The organism is Glaciihabitans arcticus (genome assembly GCF_004310685.1).
GTDB classification, from domain to species: domain Bacteria; phylum Actinomycetota; class Actinomycetes; order Actinomycetales; family Microbacteriaceae; genus Conyzicola; species Conyzicola arctica.
In genome coordinates this window covers 986,163-1,005,580 of record NZ_SISG01000001.1, presented here as the reverse complement: position 1 = coordinate 1,005,580, position 19,418 = coordinate 986,163, and the positions used below count along the sequence as shown (strand labels likewise).

17 protein-coding genes are annotated in these 19,418 nt (G+C 68.1%); all 17 read left to right on the top strand.

The genetic code is table 11. The annotated features are described in order from the left end of the window. Positions 1–5: 5 nt before the first annotated feature. The 17 genes from EYE40_RS04735 to EYE40_RS04655 all read left to right on the top strand — a co-directional run bounded on the left by EYE40_RS04735 (position 6) and on the right by EYE40_RS04655 (position 19,416). On the top strand, positions 6–1,043 hold the full coding sequence (locus EYE40_RS04735; protein WP_130980871.1) for an aliphatic sulfonate ABC transporter substrate-binding protein: 1,038 nt from the start codon (positions 6–8) through the stop codon (positions 1,041–1,043). A 25-nt stretch (positions 1,044–1,068) separates the two neighbouring features. Next, the gene (locus tag EYE40_RS04730; protein ID WP_193554482.1) at positions 1,069–1,881 is read left to right on the top strand and encodes an ABC transporter permease; all 813 of its coding nucleotides are present in this window, start codon (positions 1,069–1,071) and stop codon (positions 1,879–1,881) included. A gap of 26 nt (positions 1,882–1,907) precedes the next feature. Further along, the gene (locus EYE40_RS04725) at positions 1,908–2,729 is read left to right on the top strand and encodes a nucleotidyltransferase domain-containing protein (protein WP_130980870.1); all 822 of its coding nucleotides are present in this window, start codon (positions 1,908–1,910) and stop codon (positions 2,727–2,729) included. Between the two features lie 56 nt (positions 2,730–2,785). Beyond that, the gene (pyrR, locus tag EYE40_RS04720; RefSeq protein ID WP_130980869.1) at positions 2,786–3,313 is read left to right on the top strand and encodes a bifunctional pyr operon transcriptional regulator/uracil phosphoribosyltransferase PyrR; all 528 of its coding nucleotides are present in this window, start codon (positions 2,786–2,788) and stop codon (positions 3,311–3,313) included. Further along, positions 3,310–4,254 carry an aspartate carbamoyltransferase catalytic subunit gene (locus EYE40_RS04715; RefSeq protein ID WP_130980868.1) on the top strand — a complete coding sequence of 315 codons (945 nt, stop codon included), beginning with the start codon at positions 3,310–3,312 and terminating at the stop codon, positions 4,252–4,254. The genes pyrR and EYE40_RS04715 overlap by 4 nt, the downstream gene beginning before the upstream one ends. Continuing rightward, positions 4,251–5,561 (top strand): dihydroorotase, encoded by a 1,311-nt coding sequence (locus EYE40_RS04710; protein WP_130980867.1) that lies wholly within the window; start codon positions 4,251–4,253, stop codon positions 5,559–5,561. The genes EYE40_RS04715 and EYE40_RS04710 overlap by 4 nt, the downstream gene beginning before the upstream one ends. Positions 5,562–5,571: 10 nt before the next feature. Next, positions 5,572–6,048 carry a PH-like domain-containing protein gene (locus tag EYE40_RS04705; RefSeq protein ID WP_130980866.1) on the top strand — a complete coding sequence of 159 codons (477 nt, stop codon included), beginning with the start codon at positions 5,572–5,574 and terminating at the stop codon, positions 6,046–6,048. Next, positions 6,045–7,199, top strand: coding sequence for a glutamine-hydrolyzing carbamoyl-phosphate synthase small subunit (carA, locus tag EYE40_RS04700; protein ID WP_130980865.1), 1,155 nt, complete (start codon positions 6,045–6,047; stop codon positions 7,197–7,199). The genes EYE40_RS04705 and carA overlap by 4 nt, the downstream gene beginning before the upstream one ends. Then, positions 7,199–10,525 (top strand): carbamoyl-phosphate synthase large subunit, encoded by a 3,327-nt coding sequence (carB, locus tag EYE40_RS04695; protein WP_130980864.1) that lies wholly within the window; start codon positions 7,199–7,201, stop codon positions 10,523–10,525. The genes carA and carB overlap by 1 nt, the downstream gene beginning before the upstream one ends. Next, complete coding sequence (pyrF, locus tag EYE40_RS04690; RefSeq protein ID WP_130980863.1) at positions 10,522–11,358, top strand: orotidine-5'-phosphate decarboxylase; 837 nt, start codon at positions 10,522–10,524, stop codon at positions 11,356–11,358. The genes carB and pyrF overlap by 4 nt, the downstream gene beginning before the upstream one ends. After that, a complete protein-coding gene (gene gmk, locus EYE40_RS04685) occupies positions 11,355–12,248 on the top strand; it encodes a guanylate kinase (protein WP_130980862.1) in 894 nt (297 codons plus the stop codon). The genes pyrF and gmk overlap by 4 nt, the downstream gene beginning before the upstream one ends. A gap of 52 nt (positions 12,249–12,300) precedes the next feature. After that, positions 12,301–12,561 (top strand): DNA-directed RNA polymerase subunit omega, encoded by a 261-nt coding sequence (gene rpoZ / locus EYE40_RS04680; protein WP_130980861.1) that lies wholly within the window; start codon positions 12,301–12,303, stop codon positions 12,559–12,561. Between the two features lie 80 nt (positions 12,562–12,641). Beyond that, on the top strand, positions 12,642–13,820 hold the full coding sequence (coaBC, locus tag EYE40_RS04675; RefSeq protein WP_130980860.1) for a bifunctional phosphopantothenoylcysteine decarboxylase/phosphopantothenate--cysteine ligase CoaBC: 1,179 nt from the start codon (positions 12,642–12,644) through the stop codon (positions 13,818–13,820). Between the two features lie 23 nt (positions 13,821–13,843). Beyond that, a complete protein-coding gene (gene metK / locus EYE40_RS04670) occupies positions 13,844–15,055 on the top strand; it encodes a methionine adenosyltransferase (protein ID WP_130980859.1) in 1,212 nt (403 codons plus the stop codon). 21 nt (positions 15,056–15,076) lie between these two features. Then, positions 15,077–17,104 carry a primosomal protein N' family DNA-binding protein gene (locus EYE40_RS04665; RefSeq protein WP_130980858.1) on the top strand — a complete coding sequence of 676 codons (2,028 nt, stop codon included), beginning with the start codon at positions 15,077–15,079 and terminating at the stop codon, positions 17,102–17,104. A gap of 27 nt (positions 17,105–17,131) precedes the next feature. Beyond that, positions 17,132–18,064 (top strand): methionyl-tRNA formyltransferase, encoded by a 933-nt coding sequence (gene fmt / locus EYE40_RS04660; RefSeq protein ID WP_130980857.1) that lies wholly within the window; start codon positions 17,132–17,134, stop codon positions 18,062–18,064. Positions 18,065–18,066: 2 nt separating this feature from the next. Beyond that, complete coding sequence (locus EYE40_RS04655; RefSeq protein ID WP_130982784.1) at positions 18,067–19,416, top strand: RsmB/NOP family class I SAM-dependent RNA methyltransferase; 1,350 nt, start codon at positions 18,067–18,069, stop codon at positions 19,414–19,416. The last annotated feature ends 2 nt before the right edge of the window (positions 19,417–19,418 follow it).

Below are 19,418 nucleotides of genomic sequence, written 5' to 3'. Positions count from 1 at the left end.
ACCCCATGACCCACAAACGCATTCTCTCGATCGCCGCCGTCGCCACGGCAGCGGCGCTCATCCTGACCGGCTGTGTCGCCGGTGAAGGCTCGAACATCGCGCCCGAGCCGAAGGAGACCCTCCCGGGCAGCTTCTCGAGCGACGTGCTCAACATCGACTTCGCGACCTACAACCCGCTGAGCCTGATCATCAAGGACCAGGGCTGGCTCGAAGACACCTTCGGCGACAAGGTCACCGTCAACTGGATCCAGTCCGCGGGCTCGGCCGCCGCCAACGACGCCCTGCGGGCCGGTTCCATCGACATCGGCTCGACCGCCGGTTCAGCCGCATTGCTCGCGCGCTCGAACGGCTCGCCGATCCAGTCGATCGACGTCTACTCGCAGCCGAACTGGGCGGCGATCCTGGTCGGCAAGGACTCGAGCATCGACTCCGTCGAAGACCTCAAGGGCAAGAACATCGGTGCCAACGCCGGAACCGACCCCTACTTCTTCCTGCTCCAGGCGCTCGAGGAAGCCGGTGTGGGCCTCGACGAGGTGACCATCACGCAGCTGCAGCACGCCGACGGCAAGACGGCTCTCGAAGCCGGAACCATCGACGCATGGGCCGGTCTCGACCCGCTGCTCTCCGCGAGCGTTGTGACCGCCGGATCGAAGATCATCTACGACAACCCCGACTTCAACAGTTACGGCCTGCTCAACGGCACCGAGGAGTTCCTCTCTGCGTCGCCCGACATCGCGCAGGTCGTGGTGAGTGCCTACGAGAAGGCCCGCGCCTGGGCCGCCGAGAACCCCGATGACGCCGCGCAGATCCTTGCAGACGTCGCCGGCATCGACATCGCGATCGCCAAGTCCGTGCTGCTCGAGCGCACCGCCCTCGACATCGACCCGAAGCCGGGCACGGCGCAGACCGACGTGCTCGCCATCATCGGCCCGATTTTCGTCGAATCCGGCGCGGTCGCTGACCAGGGCGCGATCGACGACGCCCTCGACAGCCTGTTCAACACCGAGTTCATCGACAACGCCAACCCTGACCTGATCGGCTGACTCGTTGTCCTCTGAACCACTCCGCGTGGACGATCTCGCAGCCGTGAGATCGTCCACTGCGGTGCGCCGCCGTGCGGGAGGCGACCTCCCCCTCGGCACGCGTATCCTGCTCGGTGCTGCACTGCCGGTGGCGCTCGTCGGCATCTGGCAGCTCATCATCGTGCTCGACGTCATCCCGGCCTACCGACTGCCGTCACCCGCGTCGGTGTTCCTCGCCGGTGTCGACCTCGTCAATCGCGGGGTGCTCGGCATCCATATCGCGATCTCGGTGCAGCGCGTCATTCTCGGCTTTGTGATCGGCTCGACGATCGGCCTGGTCATCGCGTCGTTCGTGGGGCTCTCGCGTCTCGGCAACTACCTCATCAGCCCGAGCCTCGGCGGCCTGCGTGCGATCCCGTCGCTCGCGTGGGTGCCGCTGCTCGGCCTCTACCTCGGCATCAACGAGGACTCGAAGGTAACCCTGATCGCGATCGGCGCGTTCTTCCCCGTGTACACGGTGGTGTCGAATGCGCTTCGGCACGTCGACCCCCAACTGCTCGAGGCGGGTCGCGCCTACGGCTATACGGGCGTGCGGCTGCTGAGCCTCGTGCAGCTGCCCGCGGTGGTCCCCGCTGTCATCTCCGGGCTCCGCCTGGCCCTCGCGCAGTCCTGGTTGTTCCTGGTCGCCGCCGAGCTGCTCGGAGCCTCGATGGGCCTCGGCTGGCTGCTCACCGACTCGAACCAGAACGGCCGCATCGACCGGCTATTCCTCACGATCCTGCTGCTCGGCCTGTTCGGCATCATCACCGACACCATCGTCGGCCTGATCGAACGCGCGCTACTCAAGCGCTGGGGTTGATCGCGCCTCTCGACTAGCCTCGTTGGGTGGCCGAAATCGACGAGCGCGCGCTGCCGCGCATCGAGACCTTCGTCTCGGCGCTTCTCGCGCGCTTCCCGGGCCTGGTCGAGAGCGTGTACGTCACGGGCTCTGCGGCAACCGACGACTGGCACGAGGCGCGCAGCGACATCGACCTGGTCATCGTGACCTGGCGTCCGATTCTCGAGCGGGATGTCGCGGCTCTCGTCGCACTACACGCCGCCACAAAGGCGACGACTCCCGTCGACGCCCTCTATCTCACCGTCGACCAGCTGGCCGACGGTCCCGACTCGGTGCCGTCGGCACCCCAGGTTGTGGACGGCGAGTTCCGCCTCGGTGTTGCGGGCGACCAGCTCTCGTGGGTCACCTGGCTGGAGCTCGGGGGAGCGCCCCGCGCGGAAATCGCACAGTCGGGGCTCGGGCCATGGAGTCCCGCGCCGGAGGCGGACGCGCGGACCGCACGCCGCGCCGCGGAGTTCAGCGCGGCCAACCTCGTCTCCTACTGGCGCCCCCTCGGCCGGAATGCCCGCAAGCGCGCCCTCTTCACGAGAGGCAGCGCACCGGTCTCGGCTGCCGCCGTCGCCTGGGTCGTGCTCGGCCCACCGCGGCTCGTGGTGACCATCGAGCAGGGGCGGATCGTCTCCAAGGCCGAAGCCGGCCTGTTCGCCATCAGCGAGTTCCCCGAGTACGCGGCCCTGATCTCCCGGGTGATCGATTGGCGGCGTACGGGCGAGGGCAGCTTCACGGCGGCGGACGCGCGCGAGGCCACCCGGCTCCTCGCCGCGTGTGTGAAACGCGGTTCGTCGAGGGACGCTCCCGTCGGGCTATAGTGGTCGAAACAGACATCCTTTAAGTTCCGTCCAGAGAGGCGGGGAAGGAGGTCAGAATGACTGCACGGATCGTCATGCAGCAGGCTGATATCACCCGGGCGTTGACTCGCATCTCACACGAGATCCTTGAGTCCAACCGTGGCTCCTCCGATCTGGTGCTTCTCGGCATCCCGACGCGCGGCGTCATCCTCGCCCGCCGCCTCGGACTGATCCTCGACGGCATCGAGCCCGGGGCCGTGTCGATTGGGTCCCTCGACGTCACCATGTACCGCGACGACCTCGCGAAGAACCCGACCCGCGCGCCTTCCCCGACGAGCATCCCGTCCGGCGGCATCGACGGAAAGACCGTCGTGCTGGTGGATGACGTGCTGTTCTCCGGCCGCACGATCCGGGCCGCACTCAACGCGATCAACGACCTCGGCCGCCCTCGCGCCGTGCGCCTCGCGGCCCTCGTCGACCGCGGACACCGCGAACTGCCCATCCGCGCCGACTTCGTGGGCAAGAACCTGCCCTCTTCGCTCGCCGAGCGCATCAACGTGCACCTCGAAGAGGTCGACGGAACGGATGAGGTGACGATCGAATGAGGCACCTGCTCTCCACAAAGGACCTTTCGCGTGACGAGGCCGTCGCGATCCTCGACATCGCCGAGGACATGGCGGATGTCGCGACACGCGAGGTCAAGAAGCTTCCGGCGCTCCGCGGCAAGACGGTCGTGAACCTCTTCTTCGAGGACTCGACCCGCACGCGCATCTCGTTCGAGGCTGCCGCCAAGCGCCTCAGCGCCGACGTGATCAACTTCAGCGCGAAGGGCTCGAGTGTCTCAAAGGGCGAGAGCCTCAAGGACACGGCGCAGACCCTGGCCGCGATCGGTGCGGATGCGGTGGTCATCCGGCACCATGCATCCGGAGCACCGAACGTGCTCGCGCAGAGCGGGTGGATCGACGCGGGAATCGTGAACGCCGGGGACGGCACCCACGAACACCCGACCCAGGCGCTGCTCGACGCGTTCACCATCCGCCGCCGGCTGCACGGTCACGGGGCGCGCGGCAAGGCCCTCGACGGGGTGCGCGTCACGATCGTCGGCGACATCCTGCACTCGCGGGTCGCGCGCTCGAACGTCTGGCTGCTGACCACCCTCGGAGCCGAGGTGCACCTCGTGGCACCCGCCACCCTCGTGCCGCTCGGCATCGATGGCTGGCCGGTCACCATCGGCTACGACCTCGACCAGGCGATCGCGGCGCAGCCCGACGTGATCATGATGCTGCGCATCCAGAGCGAGCGGATGCACGCCGCGTTCTTCCCGACCGCACGCGAGTACTCGAGGCAGTGGGGGCTCGACGACGAGCGGCTCGCGAAGCTGCCGGACGGTAGTCTGGTGATGCACCCCGGACCGATGAACCGCGGCCTCGAAATCTCCGCGAACGCCGCCGATTCTCCCCGATCGACAGTGCTCGAACAGGTCGCTAACGGGGTATCGATAAGGATGGCTGTGCTCTACTTGCTGCTCGCTGGCGGTGTCTCGTGACCTCGATTCTGATCACGGGCGCAACCCTGCCCGACGGAACCACCGGCGACCTGCACGTGCGCGACGGCCGCATCGCTGAGGCGGGCGGCACCATCGACCGCACGATCGACGCCGCGGGCCTCACCGCCCTGCCCGGCCTGGTCGACCTGCACACGCACCTCCGCGAACCCGGATTCGAGCAGAGCGAGACGGTGCTCACCGGATCCCGCGCGGCAGCGATCGGCGGTTTCACCGCGGTCTTCGCCATGGCCAACACCAAGCCGGTCTCCGACACCGCGGGCGTCGTCGAGCAGGTGCAGTCCCTGGGTGCCGAGCACGGCTACGTCACGGTGCGTCCGATCGGGGCCGTCACCGTGGGGCTCGGCGGCACGCAGTTGAGCGAGATCGGCGCCATGGCGTCATCCCGTGCACAGGTCCGCGTGTTCTCGGACGACGGCATCTGTGTCTCCGACCCGCTGCTGATGCGCCGCGCCCTCGAGTACGTGAAGACCTTCGACGGCGTCATCGCACAGCACCCGCAGGAGCCGCGGCTCACCGAGGGCGCCCAGATGAACGAGGGGGAGCTGTCGAGCGAACTCGGACTCACCGGCTGGCCCGCCGTCGCCGAAGAGTCGATCATCGCCCGTGACGTACTGCTCGCCCAGCACGTCGGAGCACGCCTGCACGTCTGCCACGTCTCGACCGCCGGATCCGTCGACGTGATCCGCTGGGCGAAGGCCCGCGGCATCCAGGTCACGGCAGAGGTCACGCCGCACCACCTCCTGCTCACCGAGCAGCTCGTGCGCGGCTACGACTCTCGCTTCAAGGTGAACCCCCCGCTGCGGCGCGAAGATGATGTGCTCGCCCTGCGCGCGGCCCTCGCCGACGGCACGATCGACATCGTCGCGACCGACCACGCCCCGCACCCGCTCGAAGCCAAGGAGTGCGCGTGGGATGAAGCGGCGAACGGCATGGTCGGCCTCGAGTCCGCGCTGAGCGTTGTGCAGGCCGCGGTCGTGGATTCCGGCCAGCTGAGCTTCGCCGACGTCGCCCGCGTGCTGTCGACGAAGCCCGCCGAGATCGGTCGCCTCGCCGGCTACGACGCCCCCTTCGCCGTGGGATCCGTCGCCAACTTCACGCTCTACGACCCGAGCGTCTCGCGCACCTTCACTGTCGACCAGCTGCACGGACGCAGCGTCAACTCGCCCTACCTCGAGCGCACGCTGCCCGGGCAGGTCATGGCGACCATCCACAACGGCTATGCCACGGTGCTCGACGGCGAGCTCGTGGACATCGAGACGGTCGCAGCGCAGGTGCGCCATGGATAGGGGCGTTCTTATGGCGTTCGTCCTGGCCTTTCTGCTCGTGCTGCTCGGACTGATGTACTGGGGGTGGCGCGGGCGCCAGCGCCGCCAGGGCGGTATCCCGAAACCGCAGCAGGTGCCCGCCGAGCTCGGTTTCGAACGCGGAACCTTCGAGGGCTTCTACGTCGCCACGACGGTCTCCGGCCAGCAGCTCAACCGCATCGCGGTGGGCGGACTGGGCTTCCGGGCGAAGGTCGAACTGGTGGTCGCGGACGTAGGCGTCGCGTTCGGCATCCCCGGCGAGAACGTCTTCGTGCCAACCGCCGACCTGACGGGCGTCGACCGGGCGACCTGGACGATCGATCGCGTGGTCGAGGAGAACGGGCTGATCCGCATCGCCTGGAACCTCGGCGAGACGGCTGTCGAGAGCTACTTCCGGGTGAACGAACCCGATGATCTGCTGGCCGCGGTCAGCGCAGTGATGTCAAAGAGAACAGGTGCAACACAGTGACACAACCCACGAGGGGCTTCGAGCCCGCGGTACTCGTACTCGAGGACGGCACCCGCTACGACGGTGCCGCGTACGGCGCACGCGGTCGTTCGCTCGGCGAGGCGGTCTTCGCGACCGGCATGACCGGCTACCAGGAGACGCTCTCCGACCCGAGCTACGCCGGCCAGATCGTCGTGATGACGGCGCCGCACATCGGCAACACGGGCATGAACGACGAAGACCTCGAGTCCGCCAAGCTCTGGGTCGCCGGGTTCGTCGTGCGCGACCCCTCCCGTGTGGTCTCCAACTTCCGCTCCCAGCGCAGCCTCGAGGACGACCTCGTCGCGCAGGGCATCATCGGGATCAGCGGCATAGACACGCGCGCGGTCACCCGCCGCCTGCGCGACGCCGGTTCCATGCGCGCCGGTGTGTTCTCCGGTGGTGACGCGAGCCTCAGCCCCGACGAGCAGCTGCGCACCGTGCAGGGCGGTGCGGCCATGGCGGGCCTCAACCTCTCCGGCCAGGTCTCGACGATCGAGAAGTACGTCATCCCGGCCGAAGGCGACCGCATCGGCAACCTCGCGGTACTCGACCTCGGCGTCAAGACCTCGACGCTGAACTACCTCGCCGCGCGCGGCTTCGACGTGCACGTGCTGCCGCAGTCGGCGACGCTGGATGACGTTCTCGCCCTCGATCCCGTCGGCGCCTTCTACTCCAATGGGCCCGGCGACCCCGGCGCCTCCGATCAGCACGTCGAGCTGCTGCAGGGCATTCTGCGAGCAGATGTCCCCTTCTTCGGCATCTGCTTCGGCAACCAGCTTCTCGGGCGCGCGCTCGGTTTCGGCACCTACAAGCTGGGCTTCGGGCACCGTGGCATCAACCAGCCGGTGGTCGACACCTCGACCGGAAGGGTGGAGGTCACCTCGCACAACCACGGATTCGCGGTCGATGCGCCCATCGGCGTCATCTCGGAGAGCTCGACGGGCTTCGGCCGGGTCGAAGTCAGCCACGTCAACCTCAACGACAACGTGGTGGAAGGGCTGAACGCCCTCGACATCCCCGCGTTCAGCGTGCAGTACCACCCGGAGGCGGCCGCAGGGCCGCACGACTCCAACTACCTGTTCGACCGGTTTAGAGACCTGGTTGTCGCCAACCTGAAGGACAAGAACTAATGCCCAAGAGGGAAGACATCAAGTCGGTCCTGGTGATCGGCTCCGGCCCGATCGTCATCGGCCAGGCGGCCGAGTTCGATTACTCCGGCACCCAGGCGTGCCGTGTGCTCCGCGAGGAGGGGGTGCGCGTCATCCTCGTGAATTCGAACCCGGCCACGATCATGACCGACCCCGATTTCGCTGACGCGACCTACATCGAGCCCATCACCTGGCAGATCATCGAGTCGATCATCCAGAAGGAGAAGCCGGACGCGATACTGCCGACCCTCGGTGGGCAGACGGCGCTCAACGCGGCGATCGACCTGCACAACCACGGCATTCTCGAGAAGTACAACGTCGAGCTGATCGGCGCCAACTTCGAGGCGATCAACAAGGGCGAGGACCGCCAGATCTTCAAGCAGCTTGTGCTCGACGCGGGAGCGGACGTGGCGAAGAGCTACATCGCGCACACCGTCGCCGAGGCCATCGACTTCGCGGAGGACCTGGGCTACCCGCTCGTCATCCGCCCCTCGTTCACCATGGGCGGACTGGGCTCGGGCTTCGCATACGACCGCGAGGAGCTCATTCGTATGGTCGGCGACGGCCTGCACCAGAGCCCGACCACCGAGGTGCTGCTCGAGGAGAGCATCATGGGCTGGAAGGAATACGAGCTCGAGCTCATGCGCGACACGGCCGACAACACGGTCGTCGTCTGCTCGATCGAGAACGTCGACCCGGTCGGTGTGCACACGGGTGACTCGATCACCGTCGCGCCCGCCCTCACCCTGACCGACCGCGAGTACCAGAAGCTGCGCGACATCGGCATCGACATCATCCGCGCCGTCGGCGTCGACACCGGTGGCTGCAACATCCAGTTCGCGATCGACCCAGCCAATGGTCGCATCATCGTCATCGAGATGAACCCGCGCGTCTCACGCTCGAGCGCCCTCGCCTCGAAGGCGACGGGGTTCCCGATCGCCAAGATCGCCGCGAAGCTCGCCATCGGCTACCGCCTCGACGAGATCCCGAACGACATCACGAAGGTCACCCCGGCATCGTTCGAGCCCACCCTCGACTACGTGGTCGTCAAGGTGCCGCGTTTCGCCTTCGAGAAGTTCCCGGCCGCCGACACCACCCTCACCACGACCATGAAGTCGGTCGGCGAGGCGATGGCCATCGGCCGCAACTTCTCTACCGCGCTGCAGAAGGCGCTGCGCTCGCTCGAGAAGCGGGGGAGCAGCTTCCACTGGCGCCAGGTCAAGCGCGACAAGAAGGCGCTGCTCGAGCTCGCCTCGGTTCCGACCGACGGCCGGATCGTCACGGTGCAGCAGGCGCTCGTCGCCGGCGCCACCGCGGCCGAGGTCTTCGACGCCACCAAGATCGACCCATGGTTCATCGACCAGATCGTCCTGATCAATGAGGTGGCTGCCGAACTCGGCACGCTTCGTGCACTGGATGCCTCGCTCTTCCGTCTTGCGAAGGACCACGGTTTCAGCGACGCGCAGATCGCCGAGATCCGCGATCTCTCCGAGGCCGAGGTACGCGCCCTGCGCTACCAGCTCGGCGTGCGCCCGGTCTTCAAGACCGTGGACACCTGCGCGGGCGAGTTCCCGGCCCTCACGCCGTACCACTACTCGAGCTACGACTCCGAGACCGAGGTGATCCCGAGCGATCGTCGCAAGGTGATCATCCTGGGCTCGGGTCCGAACCGCATCGGGCAGGGCATCGAGTTCGACTACAGCTGCGTGCACGCGAGCTTCGCGCTCTCCGCCGCCGGCTACGAGACGATCATGATCAACTGCAACCCCGAGACGGTCTCCACCGACTACGACACCTCGGACCGCCTGTACTTCGAGCCGCTGACGCTGGAGGACGTGCTCGAGATCGTGCACGCCGAGAGCCAGAGCGGCGAGATCGTCGGGGTCGTCGTGCAGCTCGGCGGCCAGACCGCCCTCGGGCTCGCGCAGGGTCTCAAGGAAGCCGGCGTGCCGATTCTGGGCACGAGCCCCGAGGCGATCGACCTCGCCGAGGAGCGCGGGCTGTTCTCGAAGATCCTCGACGAGGCCGGGCTCATCGCGCCCCGCAACGGCACCGCGACCAACGACCGCGAGGCCGTGGCGATCGCCGAGCAGATCGGCTACCCGGTTCTCGTGCGTCCCTCGCACGTGCTCGGCGGCCGCGGCATGGAGATCGTCTACGACACCGAGTCGATGTTCGACTACTTCGAGCGCGTCAAGGACCAGGCGATCATCGCGCCCGGCTCGCCGCTGCTCGTGGACCGCTTCCTCGATGACGCGATTGAAATCGACATCGACGCGCTCTACGACGGCAAGGAGCTGTACATCGGCGGCATCATGGAGCACATCGAGGAGGCCGGTATCCACTCCGGCGACTCGGCCTGCACGCTGCCGCCCGTGACTCTCGGCCGTGACGTGATCGACCGCGTTCGGGATGCGACGCTCGCCATTGCCAAGGGCATCGGGGTTCGCGGACTCATCAACGTGCAGTTCGCCATCGGCCAGGGGATCCTCTACGTGCTCGAGGCCAACCCGCGTGCCTCGCGCACGGTACCGTTCGTCTCCAAGGCCCTCGGAATCCCGCTCGCCAAGGCAGCCTCGCTCATCATGGTCGGGCAGTCGATCCGCGAACTTGTTGCGGGTGGCATGCTCCCCGTTCAGGATGGATCCGTGGTTCCCCTCGATTCGCCGATCTCCGTCAAGGAGGCCGTGCTGCCGTTCAAGCGCTTCCGAACCAAGGAGGGCCAGGTCGTCGACTCTGTGCTCGGGCCGGAGATGCGCTCGACCGGTGAGGTCATGGGCATCGACTCCAACTTCCCGAAGGCGTTCGCCAAGAGCCAGGAGGCCGCCTATGGTGGCCTCCCCACCTCGGGCAGCGTCTTCGTGTCTGTCGCCGACCGCGACAAGCGCGCGATCGTGCTGCCCGTGCTGCGCCTGCGCCAGCTCGGCTTCACCATCCTCGCGACCGAGGGAACCGCCGAGGTGCTGAACCGCAACGGCATCGAGGCCCGGGTGGTGCGCAAATACTTCCAGGGCCAGCAGGTCGTCGAGGGCGAGCCGTCGATCGTCGAGCTGATCAACCAGGGCGAGGTGGACGTCGTGATCAACACCCCGAGCGGTCGCAGTGCGCGCGCCGATGGATACGAGATCCGCACGGCCACCGTCGCCGCCGACAAGCCGCTGTTCACGACCATCGCGCAGCTCGGCGCGGCCGTCGCCTCCTTCGAGGCGATCCGCGAGGGCTTCGAGGTCAAGTCGCTGCAGGCCTACGCAATTGACCGCGCTGGGCGGCTGGCCGCCAAGGACGCAGACGGGCTCGCCGCCGGATGACCGCGTTCGGACAGCGACTCAGCGACGTCTTCGCGGCGAGCGGACAGCTCTGCGTCGGAATAGACCCGCACCCGTACCTGATGAGCGAGTGGGGCATCGCGGACACGCCCGACGGACTGCGCGAGTTCGGCCTCCGGGTCGTCGAGGCCGCCGTCGGTCGCGTCGGTATCCTCAAGCCGCAGGTCGCGTTCTTCGAGCGGCACGGCTCCGCGGGCTTCGCCGCCCTCGAGACCGTATTCGCCGCCGCGCGCTCGGGTGGCCTCCTCGTGATCGCCGACGCCAAACGCGGCGACGTCGGATCCACCGTCGAGGCGTACGGGCGGGCCTGGCTCACGCCGGGCAGCCCGCTCGAAGCCGACGCGATGACGATCTCCGCCTTCCAGGGTGTCGGCTCCATCGGCGCCCCGCGCGATCTCGCCCTGGCGACGGGCAAGGGATTGTTCGTGCTCGCCGCGACGTCGAACCCCGAGTCGGCGTCGATCCAGACCGCCCGCGGTGACGCCGGTACGGTCACGGCGACGATCCTCTCCGGGATCCGGGACTGGAACACCGCCGAGGGCGCGCCGCTCGGCTCCGTCGGTGCCGTCATCGGTGCGACAGTTGACTTCGAGAGCTTCGGCTTCGATGACGCGAGCCTCGCGGTAATCCCCGTGCTCGCCCCCGGGCTCGGCCATCAGGGCGCGAGCTTCAGCGACCTGCGCCGCATCTACGGGAGTGCGACGCCGAATGTCGTGGTGAGCGCATCCCGCATCATTCTCTCGGCCGGGCCGTCGGGACTCGCCGCCGCCATCACGGCGCAGGCCGACGAAGTCGCGAAGGCGGTGCAGTCGTGAGCCCGCGTCCCACCCCGCCCGACGTAGACCGCGTCGCCGCCGGAATCGCCGCCGTCGCCGCACGTCGGGCACGTGCGGCAGTGAAGAACGCCGTCGCGACGCGCGAGCGCACCGCCCTCGACGTTGCGGAGACCGGCTGGGCCGAGCCGGAGAGCGCCGAGGCGAGCCTGCGCGTGCGGGAGCTGCTCGGCAGCATCCCGAGCCTGGGTCCGACACGCACCGCCCGCATTCTCGACGAGCTCTCGATCTCCGACAAGAAGCGCGTGGGCGGCCTCGGCGTGCGCCAGCGCGTTGTGCTGCGCGATTACCTGCAGGCCCGTGCCGGCGGACGCCCCGCGCGCCTCACGGTGCTGGCCGGGCCTACCGCGGTCGGAAAGGGCACCGTCTCGACCTACATTCGCGAGAACTACCCCGATGTCTCGCTCAGCGTGTCGGCGACGACCCGTAAGCCGCGCCCCGGCGAAGTCGACGGTGTGCACTACTACTTCGTGTCCGACGCGGAATTCGATCGGATGATCGCCGAGAACGAGATGCTCGAGTGGGCGATCGTGCACAACTCCTACCGCTACGGCACCCCGCGCGGGCCGATCGACGCAGCCCTTGCCGAGGGAAAGCGCGTGTTGTTGGAGATCGACCTGCAGGGTGCTCGTTCGGTTCGGGCCGTGATGCCGGAGGCGCTGCTCGTCTTCCTGCTGCCACCGACCTGGGCTGAACTCGTGCGCAGACTCACCGGTCGCGGCACCGAGGATGCCGCCGAACAGCAGCGCCGACTCGAGACTGCGCGAGTCGAATTGGCCGCCCAGGACGAGTTCGACGCGAAAGTCGTGAACACCGAAGTCAGCGAAGCGGCCCGGGAGGTCGTAGAATTGATGGCAGTGCCCGGAGCCTGATGCCCGCACTCACTAGCTTTTTTGTCACACGTCCCTAACAAAGGAGACCGTTATGGTCAGCAAGAACACCGGAATCATCGATCCGCCCATCGACGAACTGCTCTCGAAAGTCGACTCGAAGTACCAGCTCGTCGTCTTCGCCTCGAAGCGTGCGCGCCAGATCAACAACTACTACGCCGACCTCCACGAGGGAAGCCTGTTCGACAACGTCGGGCCGCTCGTCGACTCCACGATCGACGACAAGCCGCTCTCGGTTGCTCTCCACGAGATCAACGAGGACAAGCTCGAACTGAAGCGCCTGTCGGAAGACTAAGCATTTCTCTTCTGGGGCTCTCGATTGACTTCGGGGGCCTCAGTACTCGTTAACGGAGGCACTGTGAATATCGAGGCACTGTGAACATCGTCGTCGGAATCACCGGAGGCATCGCCGCCTACAAGGCCGTGGGTGTTGTGCGCGCGTTCGTGCTGGCGGGCCACTCCGTGCAGGTCGTCGCCACCGATGCCGCCCTCCGCTTTGTGGGCAAGCCCACTCTCGAGGCCATCAGCCGCAATCCCGTGCACACCGACCTCTACGAGGGCGTCGCCGAGGTACGCCATGTGGCCATCGGCCAGGCCGCCGACCTCATCGTCGTCGCCCCCGCCACCGCCAACTCGATCGCCAAACTGGCCGCAGGCCTCGCCGACGACCTGCTCGGCAACACCATCCTCGCTTCGACCGCGCCCGTCGTGATCGCCCCGGCGATGCACACCGAGATGTGGCAGAACCCGGCGACGGTCGCGAACATCGCCCTGCTGCGCTCGCGCGGCGTCACGATCGTCGGACCCGGCATCGGGCAGTTGACGGGCAAGGATTCCGGCCCCGGCCGCATGGTCGAGCCCGACGAGATCGCCGCGGCAGCGCTGGCGGTTCTTGCACCGAAAGACCTGCTCGGAAAGCGCATCGTCATCACCGCGGGCGGTACGCGCGAACCGCTCGACCCGGTGCGCTTCATCGGCAACCGTTCGAGCGGCAAGCAGGGTGTGGCGCTCGCGCTGGCGGCTTCCGCGCGAGGCGCCGACGTCACCCTCATCGGCGCGAACCTCGAGGTTCATGCGCCCGACGCCGTTCACGTGGAGCACGTGTCGACCACGCTCGAGTTGCGGGATGCGGTTGCGGGCGCCGCGGCATCCGCCGACATCGTCATCATGGCCGCGGCCGTGGCCGACTACCGTCCGGAGGCCGTCGCCGAGGGCAAGATCAAGAAGGAGACGCAGGGCGACACCTTGCAGCTCACCCTTGTGAAGAACCCCGACATCCTGCACGGACTCGCCGAGGCTCGGCAGCCCGGCCAGGTTCTCGTCGGATTCGCAGCAGAGACGGAGAGTGATCGGGATGCGCTCCTCGCTCTCGGTCGCGCGAAGATCCTGCGCAAGGGTGCGGATGTTCTTGTCCTCAACACCGTGGGCTGGACCGAGGGTTTCGCCACAGACGGCAACACCGTCGTCGTCATCAATGCGGCCGGGGATATAGTGGGCGAGGCCGCAGGGACGAAGGCGTCGGTGGCCAACAGTATTCTCGACACCCTCGTCTAGCCATTCTCCAACCCAAGGTTTCCATGAGCACCAAGCTGCGTCTTTTCACCTCCGAGTCCGTGACCGAGGGGCACCCCGACAAGATCTGTGACCAGATCTCAGACAGCATCCTCGACGCCATGCTCACGCAGGACAAGAACGCGCGTGTCGCCGTCGAAACCCTTGTGACCACGGGGCTCGTGCACGTTGCCGGTGAGGTCACCACCTCCGGTTATGTGGACATCCCGTCGATCGTGCGCAAGCGCATCTGGGAGATCGGCTACAACTCCTCCGACGTCTGGTTCGACGGCCGCTCCTGCGGTGTCTCCGTCTCGATCGGCGGCCAGTCGCCCGACATCGCGCAGGGCGTCGACAACGCGTTCGAGACCCGCGAGGGAACAAGCGACGACGCCGCCGACGCACAGGGTGCCGGCGACCAGGGCATCATGTTCGGCTTCGCGACGACCGAGACGCCGCAGCTGATGCCGCTGCCGATCTGGCTGTCGCACCGACTCGCCGAGCGCCTTGCCGAAGTGCGCAAGGACGGCTCGGTGGACTACCTGCGTCCCGACGGCAAAACCCAGGTCACCATCGGCTACGAGGGATCCGTTCCCAAGAGTGTCGACACGGTTGTTCTCTCCACCCAGCACTCGCCCCAGATCAGCACGGAAGACCTGCGCGTCGAGATGAAGCGTCTGGTGATCGACCCGGTGCTCGCGAGCCTCGGCGAGCACGGACTCGATCTCGACATCTCGGCACCGACCGTGCACATCAACCCGACCGGCGTGTTCCATATCGGTGGACCGCAGGGTGATGCGGGCCTCACCGGTCGCAAGATCATCGTCGACACCTACGGCGGGGCATCCCGTCATGGTGGCGGCGCCTTCAGCGGCAAGGACCCGTCGAAGGTCGACCGCTCGGCCGCCTACGCGATGCGCTGGGTTGCCAAGAACGCCGTGGCCGCGGGGCTCGCCGACAAGCTCGAGGTGCAGATCGCCTACGCGATCGGCGTCGCCGCGCCCGTCGGCCTGTACGTCGAGACCTTCGGCACCGGCCACACCGACGACGAGACCATCATCGACGCCATCAACCAGGTCTTCGACCTGCGCCCCGGTTCCATCATCCGTGACCTCGACCTGCTGCGTCCGATCTACGCGCAGACATCGACCTACGGCCACTTCGGCCGCGAGCTTCCCGACTTCACCTGGGAACGCCTCGACCGGGTCGACGACCTGCGCAGCGCAGCAAAGCTCTAGGGCGCGCGGGAGAACACGACGATGCCCGAGGCGACCGAGGCTTTCGACCTCGGGCTGCCCGGCGCGGTCGACCTCTCCACGCGGCCGGTGGCCCGGGTGCTGCTCGACTCACCCCTGCCGCAGCTCGATCGACTGTTCGACTACGGAATTCCCGAAGAGCTGCTTGCTGCGGCCATTCCCGGCGTGCGCGTGCGGGTTCCGCTGCGCTCCGCCGGACGTGTAGCCGACGGCTACCTCATCGAACTCGGCGTGGCGGGGGACTACCAGGGTGTCCTGAGTGAGATCGAAGAGGTGGTCTCTTCCGTACCGGTGCTCACCCCCGAGGTCTGGGCGCTCGCGCGCAAGGCAGCCGACCGAGCCGCCGGAAACGCGAGCGACATCGTGCGGCTCGCCGTGCCGAAGCGCGCGGTGCGGGTCGAGAAGGCCTACCTCGCCCGCGGTGACGACCCCCAGTTGCCACCCGTGCTCGCCCGTCCGATCGCGGGCTACCCTGCGGGCGTCATCGAGGGCGCACTGGCTTCCGGCAGCAGGCTCGCGGTTGAGGCGATCCCTCTCGTGGCCGAAGCCTCGGTCGGCGTCTGGGTCGGACACTGGGCCGTGACGATGGCAGCGACGGCCGCCGCAACCGTCGCCGCGGGCAAGACCGCCATTCTCGTGGTACCCGACTACCGGGACCAGGAGCAGCTCACCGCCGCCCTCGCCGGTGTTGTACCGATCGAACGCATCGTGCGACTGGATGCCCGGCAGCCGAATCCCGAGCGGTATCGCGCCTTCCTGCGCTGCCTGGAGCCCTCCGGCCCTCTGGTGATCATCGGCAACCGCTCGGCCGTCTACGCTCCCGCAGCACATCTCGGGCTCATCGCCCTGTGGGATGACGGCGACCCCCTGCACGCCGAGCAACTCAGTCCCTACGTCCACGCGCGGGATGCAGCGCTCCTCCGCCAGGAACAGCAGGGCTGTGCGCTGATGTTCTTCGGCCACTCCCGCAGTACAGAGGTGGAGCGACTCGTGGAGGTCGGCTGGCTGACCGCGGTTCGTACGGCACCAGCGGTGCGCCCGCACATCATCCCGACCTCGCAGATGGATTCGACCGACCCTCTTGCGCGTCAGGCGCGCATTCCGACGTCCGCGTGGCGCGAAGCGAAGGCGGGGCTCGAGCACGGGCCGGTGCTCGTGCAGGTCTCCCGTCCTGGCTACGCGCCACGACTGGCCTGCGAGGACTGCCGCCGCAGCGCGCGCTGCCAGCGCTGCGAGGGACCGCTCGGCCAGAAGTCGGCCACCGCGACTCCCGCCTGCAGCTGGTGTGGTGCCCTCGCCGTCAACTGGGTGTGTTCCAACTGCGAGGGCACGAAGCTGCGCCTCGTCGGATCCGGCGCCGGTCGCACCGCAGAAGATCTCGGGCGTGCCTTTCCCGGTGTGCGCATCATCGTCGCCGACGGCGAGCGGCCGATCCTCTCCGTCGGGCCGGAGCCCGCGCTGGTGATCGCCACCCGCGGTGCCGAACCGATCGCCGCCGGCGGCTACCGCGCCGTACTGCTGCTCGACGGCGAGAGCATGGTCGCCCGCGAGAGCCTGCGCGTGGGCGAGGACTGTCTCCGCTGGTGGTCGAACGCGTCTGCCCTCGCGGCTCGCCGGGCGCCCATCGTGCTGGTCGGAGTCGGCGGCGCGCTCGCGACGACCCTCGCCACCTGGAACCAGGCCGAATACGCCCGCTCCGAGCTGGGCGACCGCCGCTCCCTGCGCTTCCCACCCGCGGTGCGTGTGGCCACCCTCACCGGCACGATCGATGCGGTCGCCGATGCGATCGGCGCGGTCGAGGTCGAGCCGCTCGACGTGCTCGGCCCCGTCGACACCGGTGGCGGCTCCGTGCGCACGATCGTGCGCTTCGACTACAACGCGGGCAGCACCATCGCGTCGGGCCTGCGCGCCGAGGTGGTGCGCAACGCCACGAAGCGCCGGCGTCCCGTTCCGGGCAAGGGCTTCGCAGGTCCCGTGCCACCGAGCCTCAAGGTGCGGTTCGACGACGTCGAGCCGTTCCTGGAGAGCTAGATCGCTTCGATACGCGACAATGGGCTAATGCCTTCCCTCCAGCTCGTGTTCGCGGGCAGTCCCGCCGCGGCCGTGCCGAGCCTCGACGCTCTCGTCGCGTCCGGTCACCGTATAGTCGCGGTCGTGACGCGCGAGGATTCGCCGCAGGGGCGCCGCGGCATCCTCACACCGACGCCGGTCGCCGATGCGGCCGAGCGGCACGGCATCCCGGTCATCAAGGCCAACCGTCTCGCCGGGGAGGCCACCGAGTTGATCACCGCGCTCGGCGCCGACCTCGGCGTGATCGTCGCCTACGGCGGCCTCGTGCGCGAACCGCTGCTGTCCGCACCGGAACACGGCTGGATCAACCTGCACTTCTCGCTGCTCCCGCGCTGGCGAGGCGCGGCCCCCGTGCAGCACGCGATCATTGCCGGCGACGAGGTCACGGGAGCCGCCGTGTTCCAGCTGGTGCCCGAGCTCGACGCCGGCGATGTGTTCGGCACTCTCAGCCAGCCGATCGCCCAGTTCCAGACCGCCGGTCACCTGCTCGAGGCGCTGTCGCAGAGCGGGGCGGCCCTGCTCACTCGCGTCGTCGACCAGATTGCGGATGGCACGGCTCGCGCCGAACCGCAGACCGGCGACGTGACGCTCGCCCCGAAACTCACGCTGCCCGACGGCAAGCTCGACTTCTCGCTCGAGGCCGCCAGCATCGCCGCCCGGGTTCGGGGAGTCACTCCGGAGCCCGGCGCCTTCACGGAGCTCGACGGCGCGCGCCTGAAGATCCTCGACGCCCGCATCGCGCGCGATGCCCCGCGGCTCGCCCCCGGTCAGCTCGCCCTCCACGGAAAGGCCGTTCACATCGGTACAGCATCCGAGCCGCTCGAGCTCGTCACAGTGCACCCGGCCGGCCGCAAGGCCATGAACGCGGGGGACTGGTGGCGTGGCCGCCCGGCCGACGCGGCAACACAGGTGACAGCGTGAGTGTGCAGCCCGCGCGTCGCATCGCGCTCGATGTGATCCTCGCTGTTCGCGAGTCCGACGCCTACGCCAACCTTCTGCTGCCGGTGCGCCTGCAGCGCGCCAAACTCTCCACGGCCGACGCCGGCTTCGCCACGGAGCTCACCTACGGCACGCTCCGTCGCCAGGGCTACTACGACGCCGTGATCGCCCTCGCCGCCGGGCGCACCGTGGACAGGATCGACGCCCCCATCCTCGACGTGCTGCGCCTCGCCTGCCACCAGCTGCTCTCGATGCGCACCGCCCAGCACGCCGCGGTCGACGAATCCGTGCAGCTCGCCAAGACCGTCGGCTCCAACTCGGCGACCGGTTTTGTCAACGGAGTGCTCCGCACCATCACGCGCAGCACCGCCGACGAGTGGCGTAAGCGGGTACTCGGCGACCTCGACGGCGATGCGCGACTCGCAGCCGAGTTCTCGCACCCGCTCTGGATCGTGCGCGCGTTCAAGGCGGCTCTTGCCGCCGAAGGACGCGACTCAGAGCTTGAGAACCTGCTCGAGGCCGACAACGTCGCACCCCGCGTCTCGCTCGTGGCCCTGCCCGGTTTCTCCACTGTCGAGGAACTCGACGCCTACCCCAGCCCGTTCTCGCCCGTCGGCGCCACGCTCGATGGTGGCGACCCGCTCCAGCTCGAGCCGGTGCGAGCCGGCCGGGCGCGCGTGCAGGACGAGGGCTCACAGCTCGCCGCCCTTGCGCTCAGTCGCGCACGGCCCGTCGTCGCGGGGGAGACCTGGCTCGATCTGTGCGCGGGACCGGGCGGCAAGAGCGCCCTGTTGGCAGCGGAGGCACGGGCATCCGGAGCAGTCCTGACCGCGAACGAGCTCGTTCCGGCACGCGCCGAACTGGTGCGGAAGGCCCTCGCCGTATTCGACCCTGCACCCGAGGTGTGGGAGCTTGATGGCACGACTATCGGGGATAGTCATCCCGATGCGTTCGACCGCATCCTCATCGACGCGCCCTGCACGGGCCTCGGCGCGCTGCGGCGTCGTCCCGAGGCGCGCTGGCGCAAGGTTCCACGGGATGTCGCACACCTCTCCGGCCTGCAGTCCAACCTGCTCGACGCGGGGCTCAAGGCACTGAAGCCTGGCGGGGTGCTCGCCTACGTCACGTGCTCACCGCACCTGGCCGAGACGAAGGTCATCGTCGAGGGTGCTCTCAAGAAGTGGGGTGCGGCAGTCGAGCGCATCGACACGCCCGCGGTGCTCAGCACCGTCACGGGGGAGCCGCTTGACCTGGGCGACGGCCAGCACGTGCAGCTGTGGCCGCATCGCCACTCCACCGACGCGATGTTCATCCAGCTTCTCACTAAGGTCTAAGC

Coding starts and splice junctions, on each gene's coding strand:
- pyrF (WP_130980863.1), top strand. CDS start 10,522: ATGACCGCGTTCGGACAGCGACTCAGCGACGTCTTCGCGGCGAGCGGA.
- EYE40_RS04735 (WP_130980871.1), top strand. CDS start 6: ATGACCCACAAACGCATTCTCTCGATCGCCGCCGTCGCCACGGCAGCG.
- carB (WP_130980864.1), top strand. CDS start 7,199: ATGCCCAAGAGGGAAGACATCAAGTCGGTCCTGGTGATCGGCTCCGGC.
- pyrR (WP_130980869.1), top strand. CDS start 2,786: ATGACTGCACGGATCGTCATGCAGCAGGCTGATATCACCCGGGCGTTG.
- metK (WP_130980859.1), top strand. CDS start 13,844: ATGAGCACCAAGCTGCGTCTTTTCACCTCCGAGTCCGTGACCGAGGGG.
- rpoZ (WP_130980861.1), top strand. CDS start 12,301: ATGGTCAGCAAGAACACCGGAATCATCGATCCGCCCATCGACGAACTG.
- fmt (WP_130980857.1), top strand. CDS start 17,132: ATGCCTTCCCTCCAGCTCGTGTTCGCGGGCAGTCCCGCCGCGGCCGTG.
- EYE40_RS04665 (WP_130980858.1), top strand. CDS start 15,077: ATGCCCGAGGCGACCGAGGCTTTCGACCTCGGGCTGCCCGGCGCGGTC.
- EYE40_RS04705 (WP_130980866.1), top strand. CDS start 5,572: ATGGCGTTCGTCCTGGCCTTTCTGCTCGTGCTGCTCGGACTGATGTAC.
- EYE40_RS04715 (WP_130980868.1), top strand. CDS start 3,310: ATGAGGCACCTGCTCTCCACAAAGGACCTTTCGCGTGACGAGGCCGTC.